The sequence below is a fragment of the Micrococcus sp. KRD096 genome (genome assembly GCF_017168495.1).
GTDB lineage: Bacteria > Actinomycetota > Actinomycetes > Actinomycetales > Micrococcaceae > Micrococcus > Micrococcus luteus.
Map to the genome: position 1 here is coordinate 178820 of NZ_JABFAY010000004.1, position 19402 is coordinate 198221.

The following is a 19402-nucleotide window of genomic DNA, read 5'->3' on the forward strand; positions in this document are numbered from 1 at the left end:
GGAAGCGAGACGGTCGGGTGGGCGGCGGGTCAGTCGGCGTCGGGCGCGGCGTCGTCGTGCACGTCCCAGCCGTGCTCGCGCATCAGCCCGGCGACGGCCTCGATGAACGCCTCGCCGCGGGCCGCGTAGGAGCGGAACTGGTCCATCGACGCCGCGGCGGGCGCCATGAGCACGGTGTCGCCGGGGCGGGCCAGGCCGTCGGCCACGCGCACCGCCTCGGCCATCACGGCCGCGCCGTCGGCGGGGCCGGTGCCGTCGGCCGCGGCGAGGGGGGCGTGGACGGGGACGTCCGGGGCGTGCGCGGCCAGGGCCGCGCGCAGGGCCGAGGTGTCCCTGCCCAGGAGCACCACCGCCCGGAGCCGGTGGGCGTGCGCGGCCACCAGCTCGTGATAGGTCACGCCCTTGGGCAGGCCGCCGGCCAGCCACACCACGGAGCTGAACGCCGCCAGCGACGCGTCCGCGGCGTGGGGGTTCGTCGCCTTGGAGTCGTTGACCCACATGACGTCGCGTGAGGTGGCCACGAGTTGGATGCGGTGCTCTCCGCGGTCGTAGGAGCGCAGGCCCTCGGCCACGGCCGCGGGGCTCACCCCGACGGCCCGGGTCAGCGCCGCCGCGGCGGCCGCGTTGGCCACGGTGTGGCGCGGCGCCACCGGGCCCAGGTCGGCGCGCTCGGCCAGGGCGATCGCCTCGTGGCGCCGGTTGTCCAGGAACGCACGGTCCACGAGGATCCCGTCCACGACACCGATGTCGGACAGGCCCGGGGTGTCCGTGGTGAAGCCGATCGCGCGGCAGCCCTCCTGGACGTCCGCGCGCTCCACGAGGGTGCGGGTCACCGGGTCCTGCTCGTTGAACACGCAGGCCACCCGCGTGTTCGCGTACACCTTGCCCTTGGCGGCGGCGTACTCCTCCATCGAGCCGTGCCAGTCCACGTGGTCCTCGGCCAGGTTCAGCACCGCCGATGACGCCGGGGCCAGGCCGTGCGTCCAGTGCAGCTGGAAGCTGGAGAGCTCGAGGGCGAGCACGTCGAAGCCCTCCGGGTCGCGGATCGCGTCGAGCACGGGGGTGCCGACGTTGCCGCAGGCCACCGCCCGACGGCCGTCCGCCCGCAGGATGGCCTCGACCATCGTCACGGTCGTCGTCTTGCCGTTCGTGCCTGTCAGGCACACCCAGTCGGCGGTCTTCCGGCCGGCGCGCTCGCGCAGCCGCCAGGCCAGTTCGACGTCGGACCAGATCGGCAGGCCCGCCGCATGGGCGGCCATCAGCAGCGGCTGGTCCGGCCGCCAGCCCGGGGAGGTCACGACGAGGTCCGCGGCGGCGCCGTCGACTTCGGGCAGCACCTGCGTGGCCGCCCGGTCGAGCAGGACCTCGCGGACCCCCACGATCCGCAGGGTCTCCGCACGCGCCCGGTTCTCGGGGCCGTCATCGCCGTCCACCACCACGACGGCGGCGCCCAGCTCGGCCAGGGTGTCGGCCACGGAGAAGCCGGTGACGCCCAGGCCCGTGACGACGACGCGCAGGCCGGCCCACCCCGGGGCGTCCCAGGACGTGAGGTCGGCGGTGCGGGCGGTGTCGGCGCGAGGCCGGCGCACCGGTGCGAGCGCGGCGTCGGACGCGGGGCCGGTCACGGGGTCACCCCCGCGAGGCCGCCCTGGCGGATGAGCCAGTCGCCGTAGAAGATCGCGAGCCCCACGGTGACGCACATCAGGGACAGCAGCCAGAAGCGGACCACGACGGTCACCTCGGCCCAGCCCTTGAGCTCGAAGTGGTGCTGCAGCGGCGCCATCAGGAACACGCGCTTGCCGCCGGAGACCTTGAACCAGCCCACCTGGATGATGACGGAGAGCGTGATCGCGACCATGAGGCCGGCCAGCACGGCCACCAGGATCTCGGTGCGCGTGAAGATCGCGAAGCCGGCCAGGGCGCCGCCCAGGCCCAGGGAGCCGGTGTCCCCCATGAAGATCTTGGCCGGGGAGGTGTTCCACCAGAGGAAGCCCAGCAGGCTGCCCGTGAGGATCGCCGCGAGCAGGGCCAGGTCCATGGGGTCGCGGACCTCGTAGCAGCCGCGGGTGCCCTCGAGCGCGCAGGACTGGCTCGACTGGAAGAGCGATATCAGAACGTAGGCGCCCGTGATCATGGCGGTGGCACCCGTGGCGAGCCCGTCGAGGCCGTCCGTGAGGTTCACGGCGTTCGTGGTGGCGGTGGTGATGAGGTTCGACCAGATCACGAACAGGATGACGCCGATCGCGGGTCCGGCGAAGGCCAGGTCGAGCCACGGGATGTCCCGGGCGAAGGAGATCGCCGTCGAGGCGGGGGTCAGGCCCCGCTCGTCCGGGAAGTTCAGGGCGAGGACGGCGAAGGCGGTGCCGATCAGGGCCTGGAGGATGATCTTGCCGCGCGGGGTCAGGCCGAGCGAGCGCTGCTTCGTGATCTTCGTGAAGTCGTCCACGAAACCGACGAAGGCCATGCCCACGGTGAGCAGCAGCAGGATCAGGCCGGAGGCCGTGGGCCCGCCGAAGTCGACGCCGAGCACCGCGAGCAGCCCGTGGGTGATCAGGTACGCCAGCACGAGGGAGCCGATGATGACCGCGCCGCCCATCGTGGGCGTGCCGCGCTTGGTCTTGTGGGTGGTCGGGCCGTCGTCGCGGACGAACTGGCCGTACCCGCGCTTGACGAGGAACCGGATGAACAGCGGGGTGCCGGCGGCCGAGAGGACCAGGCCGAGCACGCCGCCGATGAGCAGTCCGATCACGGTCGGGACTCCTTCGGGGAGGCGGAGGGGGCGGCGATGGCGTCGGCCGCGGCGAGGCGCTCGCCGAGGGCCGCGAGCCCGACGCCGTTGGAGGACTTGACGAGGACGAGGTCGCCGGGGCGCAGGTGCTCGGTGAGGAACGCCTCGGCCTGCGCGGCGTCGTCGACGAAGTGCGCCTCCTCGCCCCAGCTGCCCTCGTTGAGGGCGCCGATATAGAGCGGCCGGGCTCCGGCGCCCACCACCAGCAGCTGGGCGATGTTCAGGCGCACCACGGACTCGCCCACGAGGGTGTGCTCACGGACGCGGGCATCGCCGAGCTCGAGCATCTCCCCCAGGACGGCCCAGGTGCGGCGGCCGCTGGAGCGGCCGAGGGTGGCCAGCGTCCGGAGCGCGGCGCGCATGGACTCGGGGTTGGCGTTGTACGCGTCATTGATGATCGTGACGCCGTCCGCGCGGTCGGTGCGCTCCATCCGGAAGCGGCTGGCGGGCCCGAGCCCGTCGAGACCACGGGCGATCTCGGCCGGGTCCATACCGGCGGCGTGGGCGGCCGCGGCGGCGGCCAGCACGTTGTGCACGTGGTGCAGGCCGGTCAGTCCGGAGGCGACCGGGTGCCGCAGGGCGGCCCCCTCCGTCCCGACCTGCAGGTCGAACACGGGGCGCTCCTGGTCGTCGGCGTGCACATCCCGTGCGGCGACGAGGCCCGACGCACGGCCGGCGGCCACGTCCTCGGCCGCGCGGGCGACGCCCCGCTCGTCCGCGGTGAACCAGGTGATCGGGGCGGCGGTCCGCGCCGCCATGCCGGCGACACGCTCGTCGTCGAGGTTGAGGACGGCGACGCCGTCGGGGCCGAGGGCCTCCACGAGCTCGCCCTTGGTGCGTGCGATGTTCGCCACGCCGCCGAAGCTGCCCGCGTGGGCGGTGCCCACCATGAGCACGACGCCGATGTCCGGGCGCACGAGGTCGCAGAGGTACGCGATGTTGCCGACGTGGTCCGCGCCCATCTCGACCACGAGGAAGCGCGTGTCCAGCTCCGCCCGGAACACCGTGAGCGGCACGCCGACCTCGCCGTTGTACGAGCCGACCGGTGCGACGGTGGGGCCCTGGGTGGCCAGCAGGGCGGCGAGCAGGTCCTTCGTGGTGGTCTTGCCGGCCGAGCCGGTGATGCCGATGACGGTGGTCGGGGAGTGCTCCCGGACGCGGCGCACGACCTCCCGGGCGAGCGCGCCCATCGCGAGCACGGCGTCCTCCACGAGGATCGCCGGGTGCGCGGCGCCGTCGGGGGCGTGCGTGGCGCGCTCGGCGAGCACGGCGGCGGCGCCGGCGCCCAGCGCGGCGTCGATGAAGTCGTGGCCGTCGGCGCGCTCCCCCGGCTTCGCCACGTAGAGCGTGCCCTCGGCGGTGACCTCCCGCGAGTCGGGGGTGACGTGCACCAGCACGGTGGCGGGGTCGAGGGTGGCCGAGAGCGTGCCGGACACGGCCTCGGCGATCTGGGCTGCGGTGAGAGCGATCATGACTCGATGACCTTACCCTCGCGGGCGGGGCCGGAGCCCGAGGCGGAGGCCGCCGCGACACGGGCGGCCAGGGCCTCGCGGAGGGCCACCCGGTCGTCCAGCGGGACGAGCTCGCCGTCGTAGTCCATCGTGGTCTCGTGTCCGCGGCCGGCCAGGAGGATGCCGTCCTGCGGCCCCGCCAGCTCCACGGCGCGGCGGATGGCCGCGGCACGGTCGGCCACCTCCTCGATCACGACCGTGCGGCCCTCCTCCCGCGCGATGCGGTCGGCCTCGGCGCGGGCGCCGGCGAGGATGTGGGCACGGATCGGGGCCGGGTCCTCCGAGTGGGGGGTGTCGTCGGTGACGATCACCACATCCGCCGCCCGGGCCGCGATCGCGCCCATCACGGGCCGCTTGTCACGGTCACGGTCACCGGCGGAGCCGAACACGATCAGGGTGCGCCCGCGCGTCCCGGCCGCCGCCCGGGCGTCGGCGAGGGAGCGCAGTGCCTGGACCATGCCGTCCGGGTTGTGCGCGAAGTCGACGACGGCGTCCGGCTCGCGGCCCACGACCTCCATCCGTCCCGGGACGGCGGCGGCCAGAGGGCCCTCGCCCGCGGGCACGTCCAGGACGGCGGCGAGCGCGTCCAGGTGCTCCTCCCCCACGGCGTGCAGCACGAGCAGGACCGCCAGGGCCGCGTTGGCCACGTTGAAGCGGCCCGGCAGACCGACGGAGGCCCGCAGCTCCCGGCCCGTGGCCGCGTGGCGCAGCGTGAAGCGGTGGCCGAGGCCGTCCGGCGCGAGCTCGGCGACCTCCCAGTCCGCCCGGAGGCCCGGGTCGTGCTCGGCCAGGGCGCCCGGCGTCGGCGCGGCCGGCCCGAGGGCGAGCGTGGTGACGGGAGCGCCGGCGGCCCGGGCCATGGCGACGCCCCAGCGGGGCCCCTCGCCGCCGTCGAGCGTGATGACGGCGTGGTCGGTGCGGGCGGGGTCGAACAGACCGGCCTTGGCCGCGAAGTACTCCTGCATCGAGCCGTGCATGTCCAGGTGGTCCTGGGTCAGGTTGGTGAACCCGGCCACCGCGTAGCGCAGGCCGGCGATCCGCTGGTACGCCACGGCGTGGGAGGAGACCTCCATGACGGCGGTGTCCACCTCCTCCTCGCGCATGAGCGCCATGAGGGCGTGCAGCTGGGTGGCCTCGGGCGTGGTGAGCGTGGAGGGGACCTCCCGCTCCCCCGCGCGGATCAGGATCGTGCCCACGATGCCCGACCGGCGCCCCAGGGCCTCGAGCAGGGCGGCGGCGAGGAAGCTCGTGGTGGTCTTGCCGTTGGTGCCGGTCACGCCGAGCAGGCGCGGGCCGGCGTCGCCCCCGCCGCCGTAGACGCGGGCCGCCACGGTGCCGGCGGCGGTGCGCACGGCGTCGACCTCGAGCACCGGGACGTCGGCCAGGCCCTGCTCCGCCAAGAGCGCGCGGCCCGCCGCGTCCGTCAGGACGCCGACGGCGCCGGCCTCCAGCGCCGTGGCCGCGAACGCGGCACCGTGGGCGTGCGCCCCCGGGACGGCGACGTAGAGGTCGCCCGGGCGCACGACACGCGAGTCGAGGCTGACCCCCGTGACGCCGTCGGCCGGGGCCGCGCCGTGGACGTGGGCCGCGATCCCCGCCTCGGCCAGCGCCTGTGCGAGGGCGGGCCAGGGCGTGGCGGGGGTGTGGGAGGGTCATGGGGGTGCTCCTGGGGTGCTCGGGGCCGGCGGCGTGGGTCACCACGGCCGGTCCTGTGGATCGTCCACGAAGACGCGGTAGTCGTTCGGCTCGGCTCCGGTGGCGGGCACGTCCGCCTGGCGGAGCATGTACTCCATGATCGTGGCGGCCGCGACGGACACGTCCCGGGAGCCCTGCTTGGACGGCGGCCGATGCAGGGACACGGACACCACGAAGCGGGGGTCGTCGAGCGGGGCGACGGCGGTGAAGCCGAGGTTGTAGCCGTCGTACGTGCCGGTGTCGCTCGCAGCCTCGGCGGTGGAGGACTTGCCGCCCACGCGATACCCGGGGATCGCGGCGGCCTTGCTGGTGCCCTGCGTCACGACGGTCTCCATCATGCGGAGCATCTGCGCCGCCGTCTCCTCGGAGACCACGCGGTGGGGCTCCGCGGACGACTCCCAGCGCTTCTCCGCGCCGTCGCCGTCCACCGTGGCGTCGATCAGCCGGGCCGGGATCAGCACGCCGCCGTTGGCGAGGGCCTGATACATCTGGGCGGTGTGCAGGGTGGTCTGGGTGTAGCCCTGGCCGAAGGCCGTGGTCAGGCGCTGGCGGCCGTCCCACTGTTCGGGCGGGACGAGGACGCTGCCCGCCTGCTGCGGCAGGCCGAGGTCGATGGGCTGGCCGACCCCGAAGGAGCGCATGTACTCGTAGCGCTGCTCGTCCGTGATCTTCTCGGCGATCTGCACCGTGCCCGTGTTGTAGGAGCGCGCGTAGATGCCTGCGACGGTCATGTCGAACGTCGGGTGCGGGGAGAAGTCCCGGATGGTCTGCCCGTCGAAGTCCTGGCTGCTGGGGACGGTGAAGCCGTCCGTGGCGGTGACCTTCCCGGCGTCGACGGCGGCCGCGATCGGCAGCGCCTTGCCCGTGGAGCCCGGCTCGTACGGGGTGCTCATCACGGTGGAGGTGCGGAAGTTCCCCTCGGTGGCGTCGGGGTCGGCGGGGTCCACCGTGGTGGAGTCCGCCATGACGATCACGTCGCCCGTCTTCACGTCCATCACGACGGCGTTCGCCCACTCCGCGTCGTACTCGGCGGCGAGGGCGCCGAGGGTCTCCTGCGCGAACCACTGGGCGTCCTTGTCCACGGTCAGGCGCAGGTCGGCGCCGTCCACGGCCGGAACCTCCTCGAGCGGGGCGTTGGGGATGCGGATGCCGTCCGCGCCCACCTCGAACGTGCGGGTGCCCGGGGTGCCGGTCATGACGTCGTCCTGGCTGAGCTCGAGGCCCTCGAGGGCGGTGCCGTCACCGCCCATGAAGCCGATGATGCTGCCGGCGACCGACCCGTTCGGGTAGGTGCGGCGGTCCACCGCCTCGGAGAGCAGGCCCGGCACGTTGAGCGCCATGGCCTTGTCCCGGACCTCCGGGGTCACGGAGCGACGCACCACGGCGTACGGGCGGGAGCCGATGGTGGCCTCGCGCACCTCCTCCTCCGTCATGCCGAGCACCTCGGCCAGGCTGGCCAGGCGGGAGTCCACGTCCACGAGCACGGTCTCCCGGGCCTCGCGGTCCCATTCGTTGAAGTCCTTGACGAGGCGCTGGTCCACGACGATGTCGTAGCGGCGCACGCTGGCGGCCAGCACGTCGCCGTCGCGGTCCAGGATGGACCCGCGCTGCGGCAGGGTCTCCTGGTGGGTCAGGCGCTGGTCCATGGCCGCCGCGGCCTGCCCCGTGGGGTCGATGCCCTGCACGTAGACGAGCCGCAGTGCGAGCCCGCCGAGCAGGACGAAGACGAGCAGGAGAAGGATGCGGGTGCGCACGGCGGGGTGCCCGGGAGCGGGCCCGACCGTCGATCCGCCGCGGGGAAGGTGCGAGGCGGGACGGTCGATCAACGGTCGGCGGCGTCCTGGTCGGGGGCGGCGGAGGCGTCCTCGCCGCCGAGGGTGCGCGGTCCCTCGATCTCGTCCTGGCCGTCGCCGGCCGTCCCCTGGCGGACCGCGTCCGCGTCCGCCGGCGGCGCGACGTAGGTGGCGGAGATGTCGCCGTCCTGGGCCGCCTGGGCCTCGCCGCTGAACTGGCCCGTGCCCGCGTCCACGGAGGCGGTGCCGGCGGGGGCGACCATCCCGAGGGCGTCGGCGCGCGCGGCCAGGTTCTGCGGCGCCTCGAGGTGGCCCACCTGTTCGGCCAGCCGCTCATTGGTCTCGGTGACGGCCTGCTGCTCCTGGCGCAGGTCCAGGAGGGCGTACTGCCGGTTGGACATCGTGATGTTCATGACGAGCACCGCCGCGAGCGCGGCGAGCACCACGAGGACGCACAGCACGGTCACGCCGGAGCGGGATCGGGGCAGCGGGGCGGGCACCACCGAGAGCGGCGTGCGCTCCTGCGGAGTCGGCCGCGCAGGGGCGACGGGGGTCGACCCGGGGCGCAGCGACTCTGCGATCCGTGCGTGTGCGGCCATGCTCATCTCCTCGTGCAGCGTCATGCCGTGGTCCTGGACGTCCTGATCTTCTCAACCGCACGCACTCTCGCGGAGGAGGCGCGACGGTTCTCGGAGATTTCTTCTTCGGTGGGCTTCTCGGTGCCGCGGGTGAGCACCCGCACCACGGGTTCGTGCTCCTCCAGCACCACTGGGAACCCCGGGGGCGCCGTGGACGTGGCCCACGCGCTCAGGTGCCGCTTCGTGATGCGGTCTTCGAGGGAGTGGTAGCTCATCACCACGAGGCGCCCGCCCACGTGGAGGGCGTCGAGGATGGCGGGCACGGCGGCGTCGAGGATGTCGAGCTCCTCGTTCACGGCGATGCGCAGGGCCTGGAAGGTGCGCTTGGCCGGGTGCCCGCCGGTGGCCCCCGCGGCGACGGGGACGGCCGAGCGGATCACCTCGACGAGGCGGCCGGTGGTCTCGATGGGGGCCTCGGCGCGGGCCCGGACGATGGCCCGTGCGATGGGGCCGGCGAAGCGCTCCTCACCGTCGCGACGGATGATCCGGCGCAGCTCCTGCTCGTCCAGCTCCGCCACGAGCGTCGCGGCGGAGCGCTCGGCGGTGTCGTCCATGCGCATGTCCAGCGGAGCGTCGTAGGAGTAGGCGAAGCCACGCTCCCGGTCGTCCAGCTGGTAGGAGGACACGCCGAGGTCGTAGAGCGCGGCGTCGACCTTCGTGACGCCCGCGGCGGCCATGGCCTCGGGCACCCGGTCGTAGGTGCCGTGGAAGGGGATCAGACGGTCGGCGAGGGGGCCGAGGCGCTCGGCGGCCATGGCCTGGGCGTGGGCGTCGCGGTCGATGCCGATGACGCGCAGCTGGGGGAACCGCGCCAGCAGGGCCTCGGTGTGCCCGCCCATGCCCAGCGTGCCGTCGACGGCGACGGGCGTGCGGCCGGCCTCGAGCGCGGCCTGGACGGCGGGGGCGAGGAGGTCGACGACGCGGTCCCGCATCACGGGCAGGTGGCGGTCCTCGGGGCGCGGCTGGCCTGCGTCCACTCTCGACCTCCTGCTCACATCGCGGTCCTGGCGGACCTCAGGCGGGATCCCCATCCGTCCGCCGCCGCGCCTGGCCCAGGGGAAGACGGGTCAGGTGCGGCGGCGTCGGCTGGAGGTCTCGCTCGAGGTCGGGTGGTCACGGTCAGAAGACGCCGGGCAGGACGTCCTCGTCGGTCTCGGAGAAGGCGGCTTCCTGCTCGGCGAGGTAGGTGTTCCAGGACTCCGAGTCCCAGATCTCCACTCGCGTCCCCGCGCCGATCACGGTCACGTCCCGGTCCAGCCCCGCGTACTGCCGCAGCGGCGCCGGCACGGTCACCCGACCCTGCTTGTCCGGGACCTCGTCCGACGCCCCCGAGAGGAAGACGCGGATGTAGTCACGGGCCTGGCGGGAGGACAGTGGAGCCGACCTCATCTGCTCGTGGACCCGCTCGAACTCACGAGCGCTGAACACGTAGATGCAGCGCTCCTGACCCCGGGTCAGGACCAGCCCCTCCGCCAGCTCCTCGCGGAACTTGGCGGGGAGGATCAGCCGGGACTTCTCGTCGAGCCGGGGAGTGTACGTGCCCAAGAACACGGCACACCCCCTGGCTCGTCGAGCGGTCCCTCCCGACCAAGGTCGGGACCCATGCTCTCTCCTTTCCTCCACATTACCCCACTTCCCTCCACCCTCAACCCCGGAACGCGGGTCACGGCGCCACGGGCGTGTCGAGGCCCCCGGGTCCGGCGCGCCATCCCGCGGATCCCGGGACCGGTGTCGTCGTGGAGGGAAGTGGAGGACCGGTGGGCCCCGGTGGAGGGCCGCGGCGACGACGGAGCCTCGGGCAGCGGAAAGGCCCCGATCCGGAGCGGATCGGGGCCTGGAGTGGAGGATAGTGGGGGCCCGGCGGGCCAGGCGCTCAGTCGCCTCCGGCGCGCCGCTCGTCCCAGCGCCGCTCGAGGCGGCCCATGAAGTCGCCGCTCCCCTGCCGCCGCTGTGCGCCCGACCGGCGGGCCTCCGGGCCCGAGGCCCCGGAGGCGACAGCGCGGGGCCGCGTGGTCAGCAGGAAGATGCCGGCCCCGATGACGACGACGCCGAGCACGCCCAGGAGGATCGCGTGGTGGGCGACCCCGAGGACCACGACGAGCAGCCCGACCACGGCGAGGACGGCCCCGGCCACGACGCGACCCACGGGCAGCCGATGCCGCCCCGTGTCCGCCATCTGGGTGGCCAGCCGGGGGTCCTCGGTGCGCAGCTGCTGCTCCAGCTGGTCCAGCATCCGCTGCTCATGCTCTGAGAGGGGCATGGCGACTCCTTCGAACGCGGCCTCCGACACCTCCGGGACCGGGAGGGGACGCCCGCGCGTCCGACTTGCCCTCCAGGATAGGACCTGCCGCCCCACCCTAGCCAGGTGGCGACGTCGCCGGCCCCGGAACCCCTCACTCCCGATCCGGGCCTCCGGGGCCCGGCCGCGGCGCGTCCCGGCGGGCGTCGGCGCGGGCCTCGCGTCGTCCCAGCAGCGACGCCGGCCGCACGGCCGCCGTCGGGAAGCGCCGGGCGACGGCGTCCAGGGCGGCCTCGGCACCGGCCCAGTCGCCCTCCTCCGACGCCTCGTCCTCCGTCCCCCAGGCGGGACCGCCGAAGAGCGCCTCCTGGGCCGGAGGCTGATCGGCCTCGCCCCCGAGGCGCTCGGCGCGCACGCCCACGAGCCGGATCGGATGCGGCCGTTCGGCGTGCAGCTCGCGGACGAGCCGCCGCGCCGGGCCGAGGAGGTCGTGGCCCGTGGCGGTCGGCCGGGCGAGGCGGGCGGTGCGGCTGCGCACGGACCCGTCCGGCGCCTTGAGGCGGACCGTGACCGCGCCGGCGGTGACCTGCTCCGCCCGCAGCCGGGCCGCGACCCGGTGACACAGACGCAGGACCTCCGGGTCGACGCCCGCGACGTCGACGGGGTCGACGTCGAAGGTGTGGTCCGCGCCGATGCTGCGGGCCGCCGGGCGCGGGGCGACGGGGCGCGGGTCGATGCCCCGGGCCAGCGACGCCCACTCCCGGCCGGCGGCCCCGAACGACGCCTCCAGCCGCGCGGGGTCCACCCGGGCGAGGTCGCCGATGGTCGCCACCCCCCGCCGGGCGAGCCGCTCGGCCGCCTTGGGGCCCACGCCCCACAGCCGGCCCACGGGCAGTGGATGGAGGAAGTCCAGGGTGCGCTCCGGCGGCACGATCAGCAGACCGTCGGGTTTGGCCGCGGTGGACGCCGTCTTGGCCACGAACTTCACGGCCGAGCCCCCCACGGTGCACGGCAGCCCCAGCTCGGAGCGGACGCGCTCCCGGATCAGGTGGCCGATGTGCTCGGGCGGGCCGAGCCGGCGGCGGGCGCCGGCGACGTCGAGGAACGCCTCGTCCACGCTGAGCTGCTCCATCACGGGGGTCACGTCCGCGAGCACGGCCATCACCTCGGCGGAGACGGCCCGGTAGAGCTGTTGGCGCGGCGGGATGACCACGAGGGGCGGGCACAGGGCGCGGGCGTGCGCCAGGGGCATCGCCGAGCGGACCCCGTAGGCGCGCGCCGCGTACGAGGCGGAGAGCACCACGGACCGACCGCTCGGAGCGGCGACGGCGGCGGGACGGCCCTCGAGGTCGGGCCGTTCGCGCAGCTCGACGGACAGGAAGAACGCGTCCATGTCCACGTGCAGGATCGTCGCCTCCTCACGGGGTGCAGCGGGCGCGGTCTCGGACATGGACCGAGCCTATCCGGGACCGGCGATCCGTCGCGCGGCGCGGCTAGGGTGGGGCCATGCCCGCCGACGTCGCCGTCCCCCGCCCCCGTCCCGCCGACCAGGACCGCTTCCGCGCCGCCGTCGCCGACGCCCTCGACCGCCTGCTGGCGGAGCACCGGGACCTCGCCCGGGACGTCCACCCGCTGACGGCGCCCCTCGTGGACGCGATCGCGGACCTGACCGCGGGCGGCAAGCGCCTGCGCGCCGTCCTGGCCTGGCTCGGCTGGCGGGCGGCCGGTGGTGAGGCGGAGGATCCCCGCATCGCCGAGGCGGGCGCGGCGTTCGAGCTGTTCCAGGCCGCGGCGCTGATCCACGACGACATCCTGGACCGCTCGGACACCCGCCGCGGGATGCCCAGCGTGCACCGCCGCTTCGAGTCCCTCCACCGGGAGGCGGGCTGGCGCCACGCCGCGGAGCACTTCGGCGTCTCCGCCGCGATCCTCGCCGGCGACGTCGCCCTGGGGATGAGCGAGACGGCCTTCGCGCGCGTGCTCGCCGGCACGCCCCGGGAGGGCCGGGCGCGGGTCGAGCTCGAGCGGATGCGCTTCGGCGTGATGGCGGGTCAGTACCTCGACGTGGTGGCCGAGATGGCCCCGGCGGCGCGCGACGCCCGCGAGGCCGAGGCGGCCGCCGAGGCGGTGGTGGAGCACAAGTCGGCGCGCTATTCGGCGGTGCACCCGCTCGCCCTCGGGGGGCTGCTGGCGGGGGCGGACGACGGGCTGGTGACCGCGTTCGCCCGGGTGTCGCTGCCGTTCGGCATGGCCTTCCAGTACCGGGACGACCTGCTCGGCGTGTTCGGCGATCCGGCGACCACGGGCAAGCCCGCGGGCGACGACCTGCGGGAGGGCAAGCAGACCGTGCTCATCGCCCGCGCCGTCGAGCTGCTCGCCCCGGACGAGGCCGCCGCGCTCGACGCGGACCTCGGCGACCCGCACCTCGGTGCGGACCGGGTGGCCCACTGGCAAGCCGTCCTCGAGGCGTGCGGCGCGCGCCGGGCCGTCGAAGAGCGGGTCACGGCGCTCTCACACGAGGCGGCCGGGGCCGTGGCGGGCCTGCTCGCGCACGGCGTCCCCGAGGACGTGAGCGCCGAGCTCACGCGGCTGATCGACGCATACACGTCGCGCCGCCACTGAGCGGCACGGACCCCGCGGGCTAAGGCCGCCCGCGGGGCCGGCTCACCAGGCCAGGGCCTGGGCGCGACGCCGGATCTCGGTCTTCCGGCCGTCCCGGAGTGCGTCGATGGGCCGGCCGGGCAACGACTCGTCCTCGGTGAACAGCCAACGGAGGGCCTCCTCGTCGGAGAAGCCGGCGTCGGCCAGCAGCACGAGCGTGCCCTGCAGGGAGTCGAGCACGCCGGTCTCGGTGAGGAACAGGGCCGGCACGGACCGCACCGCGGGCTCGGGACGACGCACGGCCAGCAGGCGGCGATCATGCACGAGGTTGTGGACGCGGGTCACGCGCTGGTCGAGGTGTTCCGCCACGTCGGGCACGGAGAGCCACTCGCCCACGAGGGCGTCGAGCTCGGCGGGGATCGCGTCAGCGGGGACCGGGGTGTCGGAGGAAGTGGTGCTCACGGGCGCCAGCCTACGTGGCCGCCGACGGGCCCGGCCCACCGCGCCCCGGACGGCATGGATCTCGGTATGGTCACGAAGATCACATTCCGATAACATCGCCGAGGCTCCACGGCCGGGCGCCGACGTCGTCGGTCGACCGCGGGGGGCCACGGGTCCCGCCCGTCACTTCCCCGTCGTGTTCCATCCGTCCGATCCGATGCCGAGGTCTGCCGTGTCCCACACCCCGTCCGCTCCCGCCGCCTGCGCTCCGTCCTGACCGGCGGCGCGGTGCCCCTGCTGCTGCTCACCGGTCTGCCCGCCCAGGCCCACGCCCAGGAGGCTGCGGTGCACACCGTGCGCCCGGGCGACACCCTCACCCGGATCTCGGCCGCCCGCGGCGTCTCCGTCGCCGACCTGCTGCGGTTCAACGGCCTGGGCCTGGAGACCGTGCTCTACCCGGGTGACGAGCTCCGCCTGACCGGCGCGGCGGCCCCGGCCCCGGCCGTCGGGACCTACACGGTGCAGCCGAACGACGGGTGGTGGATCATCGCCCGCCGCACCGGCGTCTCCGCCGCGCAGCTGCAGCGGCTCAACGGCATGAGCGCGTCGAGCATGCTCCACCCGGGCATGGTCCTGACCACGCAGCGCACGGCCGCCGCACCGAAGACCCCCGCGTCGACCGCCCCCGCGCCGGCCTCGAAGGCCCCGGCGGCCGCCGGCGAGACGGTCCGGTACACCGTGGTCTCCGGCGACTCCCTCTGGGGGATCTCCCAGCGGTTCGAGGTCTCCATCCCCCGTCTGCGCGAGCTCAACGGCCTGACGCGGGCCTCGACGCTACACCCCGGCGACGTGCTCGTGATCTCCGACGGCACCCTCGAGGTGGAGCCGGTCTCCGCCGTCCAGGCGGTCGGCGACACCTTCCTCGGCCGCACCGACGCGCCGCACGTCACGGCCTCGGCGAACGAGAACCTGCGCCTGCTGCGCTCCGTCCCGCAGCCCACCCCCGAGCAGATGCAGCAGATCGTCCGCGAGACCGCCGAGCGGATGGGCGTGGACCCCCGCCTGGCCCTGGGCCACGCGTACACCGAGTCCCGCTTCCGCATGGCCTCGGTCTCCCCCGGCAACGCCGTGGGGGCGATGCAGGTCATCCCGATCACGGGCGAGTTCGCCTCGGAGCTGGTGGGCCGCGAGCTGAACCTGCTGGACCCCTACGACAACGCGGTGGCCGGCGTCGCGTTCATCAAGTACGTGCAGGACCGCACCCCCACACTCGATGAGGGCATCGGGGCCTACTACCAGGGCCTCGGCGGGGTGCTGGACAGCGGCCTGAACCCGGAGGCACGGGACTACGTGGCCAAGGTGCGCGCCGCCATGGCGATGTTCTGATCCGCCGGCGGCGGACCGCCCCGAGGGGGTCCGCCGCCTGTCCTACCCTGGGACGATGAGCAGCGCACGCCGGGACCCCCTCGTGGGGGACATCGTCGACGGCCGCTACCGAGTCGTCGAGCGGCTGGCCCGGGGCGGCATGTCCACCGTCTACCTGGCCGTGGACGAGCGTCTCGACCGCGAGGTGGCGCTCAAGGTCATGCACCCGCACCTGGCGGAGGACCCCGTCCTCGTCGGCCGGTTCGAGCAGGAGGCCAAGACGGCGGCGCGGCTGTCCCATCCGCACGTCGTCGCGGTCCTGGACCAGGGCCACACCGAGGCCGAGGACGGCGACGTGCTGGCCTACCTCGTGATGGAGCACGTGCCCGGCCGCACGCTGCGCACCGTCATCCGGGACCGTGCACCGCTCTCACCCCGGGAGGCGCTGCGGTTCCTGCGTCCGCTCGTCGACGGCCTGGCCGCCGCGCACCGCGCCGGGCTGGTGCACCGGGACGTGAAGCCCGAGAACGTGCTCGTCCGCGACGACGGGCGGGTGACGGTCGCGGACTTCGGCCTGTCCCGTGCCGCCACGGCCCACACCCTGGCCGGGCAGGCCGTCGTGGGCACGCCCGCCTACCTCGCCCCCGAGCACATCGCCGGGGCGCCCGCCGACGCCCGCTCCGACGTGTACGCCGTGGGCATCATCCTGTTCGAGCTGCTCACGGGCCGCCAGCCGTACACCGCGGCGACCGCGTTGCAGGTCGCCTACCGGCATGTCCACGAGCGGGTCCCCGTGCCGTCCACGCTGCACCCCGGGCTCCCCGAGGATCTCGACGACCTCGTGCTGTGGTGCACCGAGCCGGACCCGGCCGACCGGCCCGCCGGTGCCGGCGAGCTCCTGCACCGCATCGACGCCGTGGCGGCGGGCCTGGACCCCGACGAACCGGACCGCCACCCCGCCGAGGGCCCGGATGCGGAGCCGGCGGTGGGCGCCCCCGCCGCCGATGGCCCCGAGGACGCAGCCCCGGACGGGAACCTGGAGACCCGGGCCCTCGACGCCGGCGACCACCACGCGACGCGCCTGCTCCCCGCCCTGGCCGAGTCCGACCTCGACGCGGACATGACCGACGTCATCGACACCCGTGCGGCGACGCGCGGGGCCGACCGGCGGCCCGCCGCGCATCCGGCGGAGCCGATCGGCCCGCTCGGGCTCGACCCCGCTCCGGCGGACCGGCATCCGGGGCGCGAGTCCCCGCGGCGGCTGCGTCGGGCGGCCCGCCGCCCCGCCCTCGACCTCGGCCAGGGCACCGGCCGGACCGCCGCGATCGGCGCGGCCGTGACCCTGCTGCTCACCGGCGTCGCCCTGCTGCTGGGCTGGACGCTGGGCTCCGGCGGCCTCGGAGTCGGAGGTGTGGCGGTGGTCCCCGACCTCGACGGGCTGGCCCGGGAGGCGGCGGAGGAACGGCTGACCGCCGCGGGCTTCACCGCGGCGGTCACGGCCCGGCACGACGAACTCCGCACGGAGGGCACGGTCGTCGCCAGCTCGCCCGCGGCCGGGGAGCCGGCGGGGCGCGGCACCCCCGTCGAGCTCACCGTCTCCGCCGGCCCCGCGCCGGTGCCGGTGCCGGACCTGACCGGCGTCGTGATCCGGCGGGCCCACGGCGTGGCCCGGGACGCCCGATTCACCGTGGAGGTCGCGGAGCGCCGCACCGATCCCGCAGTGCCGGCCGGGGCCGTGATCGAGCAGCACCCGGCCCCCGGCGAGCAGGCGACGCCGGGCACCGCGGTCCGCGTGGTGCTCTCCGAAGGCCGCGCCGTGCGCCCGGTGCCGGACGTGACCGGGCAGGATCCGGAGATGGCGGGCACGACGCTGGCGGACGACGGCTGGGACGCCCGCGTGCATCGCCTGCCGCTGCCGCTCTCCGGCCGGGGCGAGTCCCGGGTCCTGCACCAGTCCCCCGCCGCCGGGACCGCCCTGCCCGAGGGCACCGCGGTCCACGTCTGGGTCGGCTGAGCCGGGGCGTGCCCGGCCGCGCGGTCAGGCCCGCGGCGCGCGGCGCTCGGGGTGGGAGAGGGCCTCGGTGACCTTGAACGCCATCTCCAGGGACTGCTGGTGGTTCAGCCGCGGGTCGCACAGCGTCTCGTAGCGGGCGTCGAAGTCGGCCTCGTTGATCGGGTCGGAGCCGCCCAGGCACTCGGCGACGTCGTCGCCGGTCAGCTCGACGTGCATGCCGCCCGGGTGCGTGCCGAGCTCGCGGTGCACCTCGAAGAAGCCGCTGACCTCGTCCATCACGTCCTCGAACCGGCGGGTCTTGTAGCCGTTGGCCGCGGTCACGGTGTTGCCGTGCATGGGGTCGGTGACCCACACCGGCTCCAGCCCCGCGTCCCGGACGCCCTCGACGATGCCGGGGAGCACGTCCCGGATCCGCTCCGCGCCCATGCGGGTGATGAAGGTCAGGCGGCCCGGCTCGCGCTCCGGGTCCAGCCGCTCGGCGAGCTCGAGCGCGTCCGCGACCGTGGTGGTCGGGCCGAGCTTCACGCCGATCGGGTTGCGGACCCGGGAGAGGAAGTCGACGTGGGCGCCGTCCACCTGGCGGGTGCGCTCGCCGATCCACAGGAAGTGGGCGCTCGTGGCGTAGGGGTCGCCGCTGCGCGAGTCCACGCGGGTCAGGGCGCGTTCGTAGTCGAGCAGGAGCGCCTCGTGGGCCGAGTAGAACTCGGTGCGGCGCATGGCCTCGAAGTCCACGCCCGCGGCGTTCATGAAGCGGACCGCGCGGTCGATCTCGGCGGCCATCTCCTCGTACTGGGCGTAGGCCGGGTTGGCCATGAAGCCCTGGTTCCACTGGTGCACGCTGCGCAGATCGGCGAAGCCGCCCTGGGTGAAGGCGCGGACCAGGTTCAGGGTGGAGGCGGAGGTGTGGTAGGCCTGCACCATCCGTCGGGCGTCGTGCCGGCGGGCCTGCTCGGTGAACTCGTAGCCGTTCACGATCTCGCCGCGGAAGCTGGGCAGCGTGACGCCGTCGCGGGTCTCCGTGTCCGAGGACCGCGGCTTCGCGAACTGGCCGGCGATCCGGCCCATCTTCACGACCGGCATGGAGGCGCCGTAGGTCAGCACCGCGGCCATCTGCAGGATGGTCTTCACCCGGGCGCTGATCCGGTTGGCGGTGGACCCGGCGAACGTCTCGGCGCAGTCGCCGCCCTGCAGGAGGAACGCGCGGCCCTGGGCGACGTCGGCCAGACGGGCGCGCAGCAGGTCGACCTCGCCCGCGAAGACGAGCGGGGGCAGGGCGCTCAGCTCGGCGACGGCGGCGCGGTGATCGGCCTCGTCCGCCCAGGACGGCGCCTGCGCGATCGGCAGCGAGCGCCAGTGGTCCAGGCCGGGGATGTCGGCGGCGCCCTCCGAGATGGCGGTGCCGAAGGCCAGGATCTTCTCGCGGGGGTCTTCAGTCATGTGCACCAGGCTAGGGGCCGCGTGCCGCGCCCCGGTCTGAGCGTCCCCGGATGACGACGCGCGGGCCCCGCTCAGTCGCGGGCGCGTGGCGGAGCGGCCGTACGGCCCGCCTTCACGTCCGCCGCGTAGGTGTCCACGTACTCCTGGCCCGACAGGCGCCGGATGGCCTCCATGATCTCGTCCGTCACCTCCCGCAGCACCCGGGGGTCGCCGACGGCCTCGGCACGGTCGGAGAAGTCCAGCGGCTCACCGAAGATCATGCCCAGGCGCCGGATCCGCGGCAGCACATGGCCGATCGGCTGGACCTGGTCCGTGCCGATCATCGCGATGGGCACCACGGGCGCGCCCGAGGCCAGCGCGAGCTTGGCCACGCCGATCTTGCCGCGGTGCAGCCGCCCGTCCGGGCTGCGGGTGCCCTCCGGGTAGATCCCGAGCAGCCGGCCCTCCCGCAGCGCCTCGAGGCCCGCGTCCAGCGAGCGCAGGGACGCCTCTCCGCCGGAGCGGTCCATGGGCAGCTGGTTCGCCGCCTCGAAGAACCGGCGGGTGACCCAGCCCTTCACGCCCGGGCCGGTGAAGTACTCACGCTTGGCCAGGAAGTGCACCTGGCGGTCGAGCATGGCCGGCATGAACACCGAGTCCGAGACGGACAGGTGGTTGCTGGCCAGGATCGCCGGGCCCTCGGCCGGCACGTTCCCGAGGCCCTTCACCCAGGGGCGGAACAGCAGGCGGGTGGCCGGAGCCACGGCGAACGTCTTGGCGGACCAGTAGAACGTGGACACGAGGGCCTTCCGGTCGGGGCGGTCGGGTGCCTGCCCATCGTATGGTCCGCCTGCCTTACCCTGGCACCATGCCCCGCCCCGTCGCCGTCGCCCCCGAAGAC

At 74.8% G+C, this 19402-nt stretch carries 16 protein-coding genes; 3 read left to right on the top strand and 13 right to left on the bottom strand.

Annotation, left to right across the window (positions count from 1 at the left end; genetic code table 11):
- Positions 1–29 precede the first annotated feature (29 nt).
- From murD to dinB, 10 genes are all read right to left on the bottom strand, one after another.
- Entirely contained in the window at positions 30–1625 is a 1596-nt protein-coding gene (murD, locus tag J1M41_RS03030) for a UDP-N-acetylmuramoyl-L-alanine--D-glutamate ligase (RefSeq protein WP_206451108.1), read from the bottom strand.
- The gene (gene mraY, locus J1M41_RS03035; protein ID WP_012750918.1) at positions 1622–2749 is read right to left on the bottom strand and encodes a phospho-N-acetylmuramoyl-pentapeptide-transferase; all 1128 of its coding nucleotides are present in this window, start codon (positions 2747–2749) and stop codon (positions 1622–1624) included. Before mraY ends, murD begins: the two co-directional genes overlap by 4 nt.
- Positions 2746–4260: a UDP-N-acetylmuramoyl-tripeptide--D-alanyl-D-alanine ligase gene (murF, locus tag J1M41_RS03040; RefSeq protein WP_206451109.1), complete on the bottom strand. Its 1515-nt coding sequence runs from the start codon at positions 4258–4260 to the stop codon at positions 2746–2748. The genes mraY and murF overlap by 4 nt, the downstream gene beginning before the upstream one ends.
- Positions 4257–5822 (bottom strand): UDP-N-acetylmuramoyl-L-alanyl-D-glutamate--2,6-diaminopimelate ligase, encoded by a 1566-nt coding sequence (locus J1M41_RS03045; protein WP_342214057.1) that lies wholly within the window; start codon positions 5820–5822, stop codon positions 4257–4259. Before J1M41_RS03045 ends, murF begins: the two co-directional genes overlap by 4 nt.
- A 171-nt stretch (positions 5823–5993) precedes the next feature.
- Positions 5994–7748, bottom strand: a complete 1755-nt coding sequence (locus J1M41_RS03050) for a penicillin-binding protein 2 (RefSeq protein ID WP_245245376.1) — start codon at positions 7746–7748, stop codon at positions 5994–5996.
- Positions 7749–7816: 68 nt separating this feature from the next.
- Positions 7817–8386 carry a hypothetical protein gene (locus J1M41_RS03055; protein ID WP_230297511.1) on the bottom strand — a complete coding sequence of 190 codons (570 nt, stop codon included), beginning with the start codon at positions 8384–8386 and terminating at the stop codon, positions 7817–7819.
- Between the two features lie 20 nt (positions 8387–8406).
- Positions 8407–9402: a 16S rRNA (cytosine(1402)-N(4))-methyltransferase RsmH gene (gene rsmH, locus J1M41_RS03060; RefSeq protein WP_036336975.1), complete on the bottom strand. Its 996-nt coding sequence runs from the start codon at positions 9400–9402 to the stop codon at positions 8407–8409.
- 142 nt (positions 9403–9544) lie between these two features.
- Complete coding sequence (gene mraZ, locus J1M41_RS03065) at positions 9545–9976, bottom strand: division/cell wall cluster transcriptional repressor MraZ (protein ID WP_002854575.1); 432 nt, start codon at positions 9974–9976, stop codon at positions 9545–9547.
- Positions 9977–10298: 322 nt separating this feature from the next.
- Positions 10299–10685, bottom strand: coding sequence for a DUF3040 domain-containing protein (locus J1M41_RS03070; protein WP_036336976.1), 387 nt, complete (start codon positions 10683–10685; stop codon positions 10299–10301).
- A gap of 133 nt (positions 10686–10818) precedes the next feature.
- Positions 10819–12114 carry a DNA polymerase IV gene (dinB, locus tag J1M41_RS03075; RefSeq protein ID WP_206451111.1) on the bottom strand — a complete coding sequence of 432 codons (1296 nt, stop codon included), beginning with the start codon at positions 12112–12114 and terminating at the stop codon, positions 10819–10821.
- A gap of 56 nt (positions 12115–12170) precedes the next feature.
- Here dinB and J1M41_RS03080 point away from each other — a divergent pair, with 56 nt between their 5' ends.
- Entirely contained in the window at positions 12171–13286 is a 1116-nt protein-coding gene (locus J1M41_RS03080) for a polyprenyl synthetase family protein (RefSeq protein WP_206451112.1), read from the top strand.
- Between the two features lie 42 nt (positions 13287–13328).
- On the opposite strand, the gene J1M41_RS03085 is transcribed toward J1M41_RS03080, so the two are convergent.
- The gene (locus tag J1M41_RS03085) at positions 13329–13727 is read right to left on the bottom strand and encodes an Rv2175c family DNA-binding protein (protein WP_044659490.1); all 399 of its coding nucleotides are present in this window, start codon (positions 13725–13727) and stop codon (positions 13329–13331) included.
- 267 nt (positions 13728–13994) lie between these two features.
- On the opposite strand from J1M41_RS03085, the gene J1M41_RS03090 reads away from it, so the two are divergent.
- Both J1M41_RS03090 and pknB read left to right on the top strand, forming a co-directional pair.
- Positions 13995–15092 carry a LysM peptidoglycan-binding domain-containing protein gene (locus J1M41_RS03090; protein ID WP_230297513.1) on the top strand — a complete coding sequence of 366 codons (1098 nt, stop codon included), beginning with the start codon at positions 13995–13997 and terminating at the stop codon, positions 15090–15092.
- Positions 15093–15147: 55 nt separating this feature from the next.
- Positions 15148–17085 (top strand): Stk1 family PASTA domain-containing Ser/Thr kinase, encoded by a 1938-nt coding sequence (gene pknB, locus J1M41_RS03095; RefSeq protein ID WP_237069081.1) that lies wholly within the window; start codon positions 15148–15150, stop codon positions 17083–17085.
- A 24-nt stretch (positions 17086–17109) separates the two neighbouring features.
- Here the strand turns inward: pknB and J1M41_RS03100 are convergent, their stop codons facing one another.
- Together J1M41_RS03100 and J1M41_RS03105 are read right to left on the bottom strand one after the other, a co-directional pair.
- Complete coding sequence (locus tag J1M41_RS03100) at positions 17110–18522, bottom strand: class II 3-deoxy-7-phosphoheptulonate synthase (RefSeq protein WP_036316682.1); 1413 nt, start codon at positions 18520–18522, stop codon at positions 17110–17112.
- Between the two features lie 71 nt (positions 18523–18593).
- Positions 18594–19301 (bottom strand): 1-acyl-sn-glycerol-3-phosphate acyltransferase, encoded by a 708-nt coding sequence (locus tag J1M41_RS03105; RefSeq protein WP_036384573.1) that lies wholly within the window; start codon positions 19299–19301, stop codon positions 18594–18596.
- Positions 19302–19402: the final 101 nt, after the last annotated feature.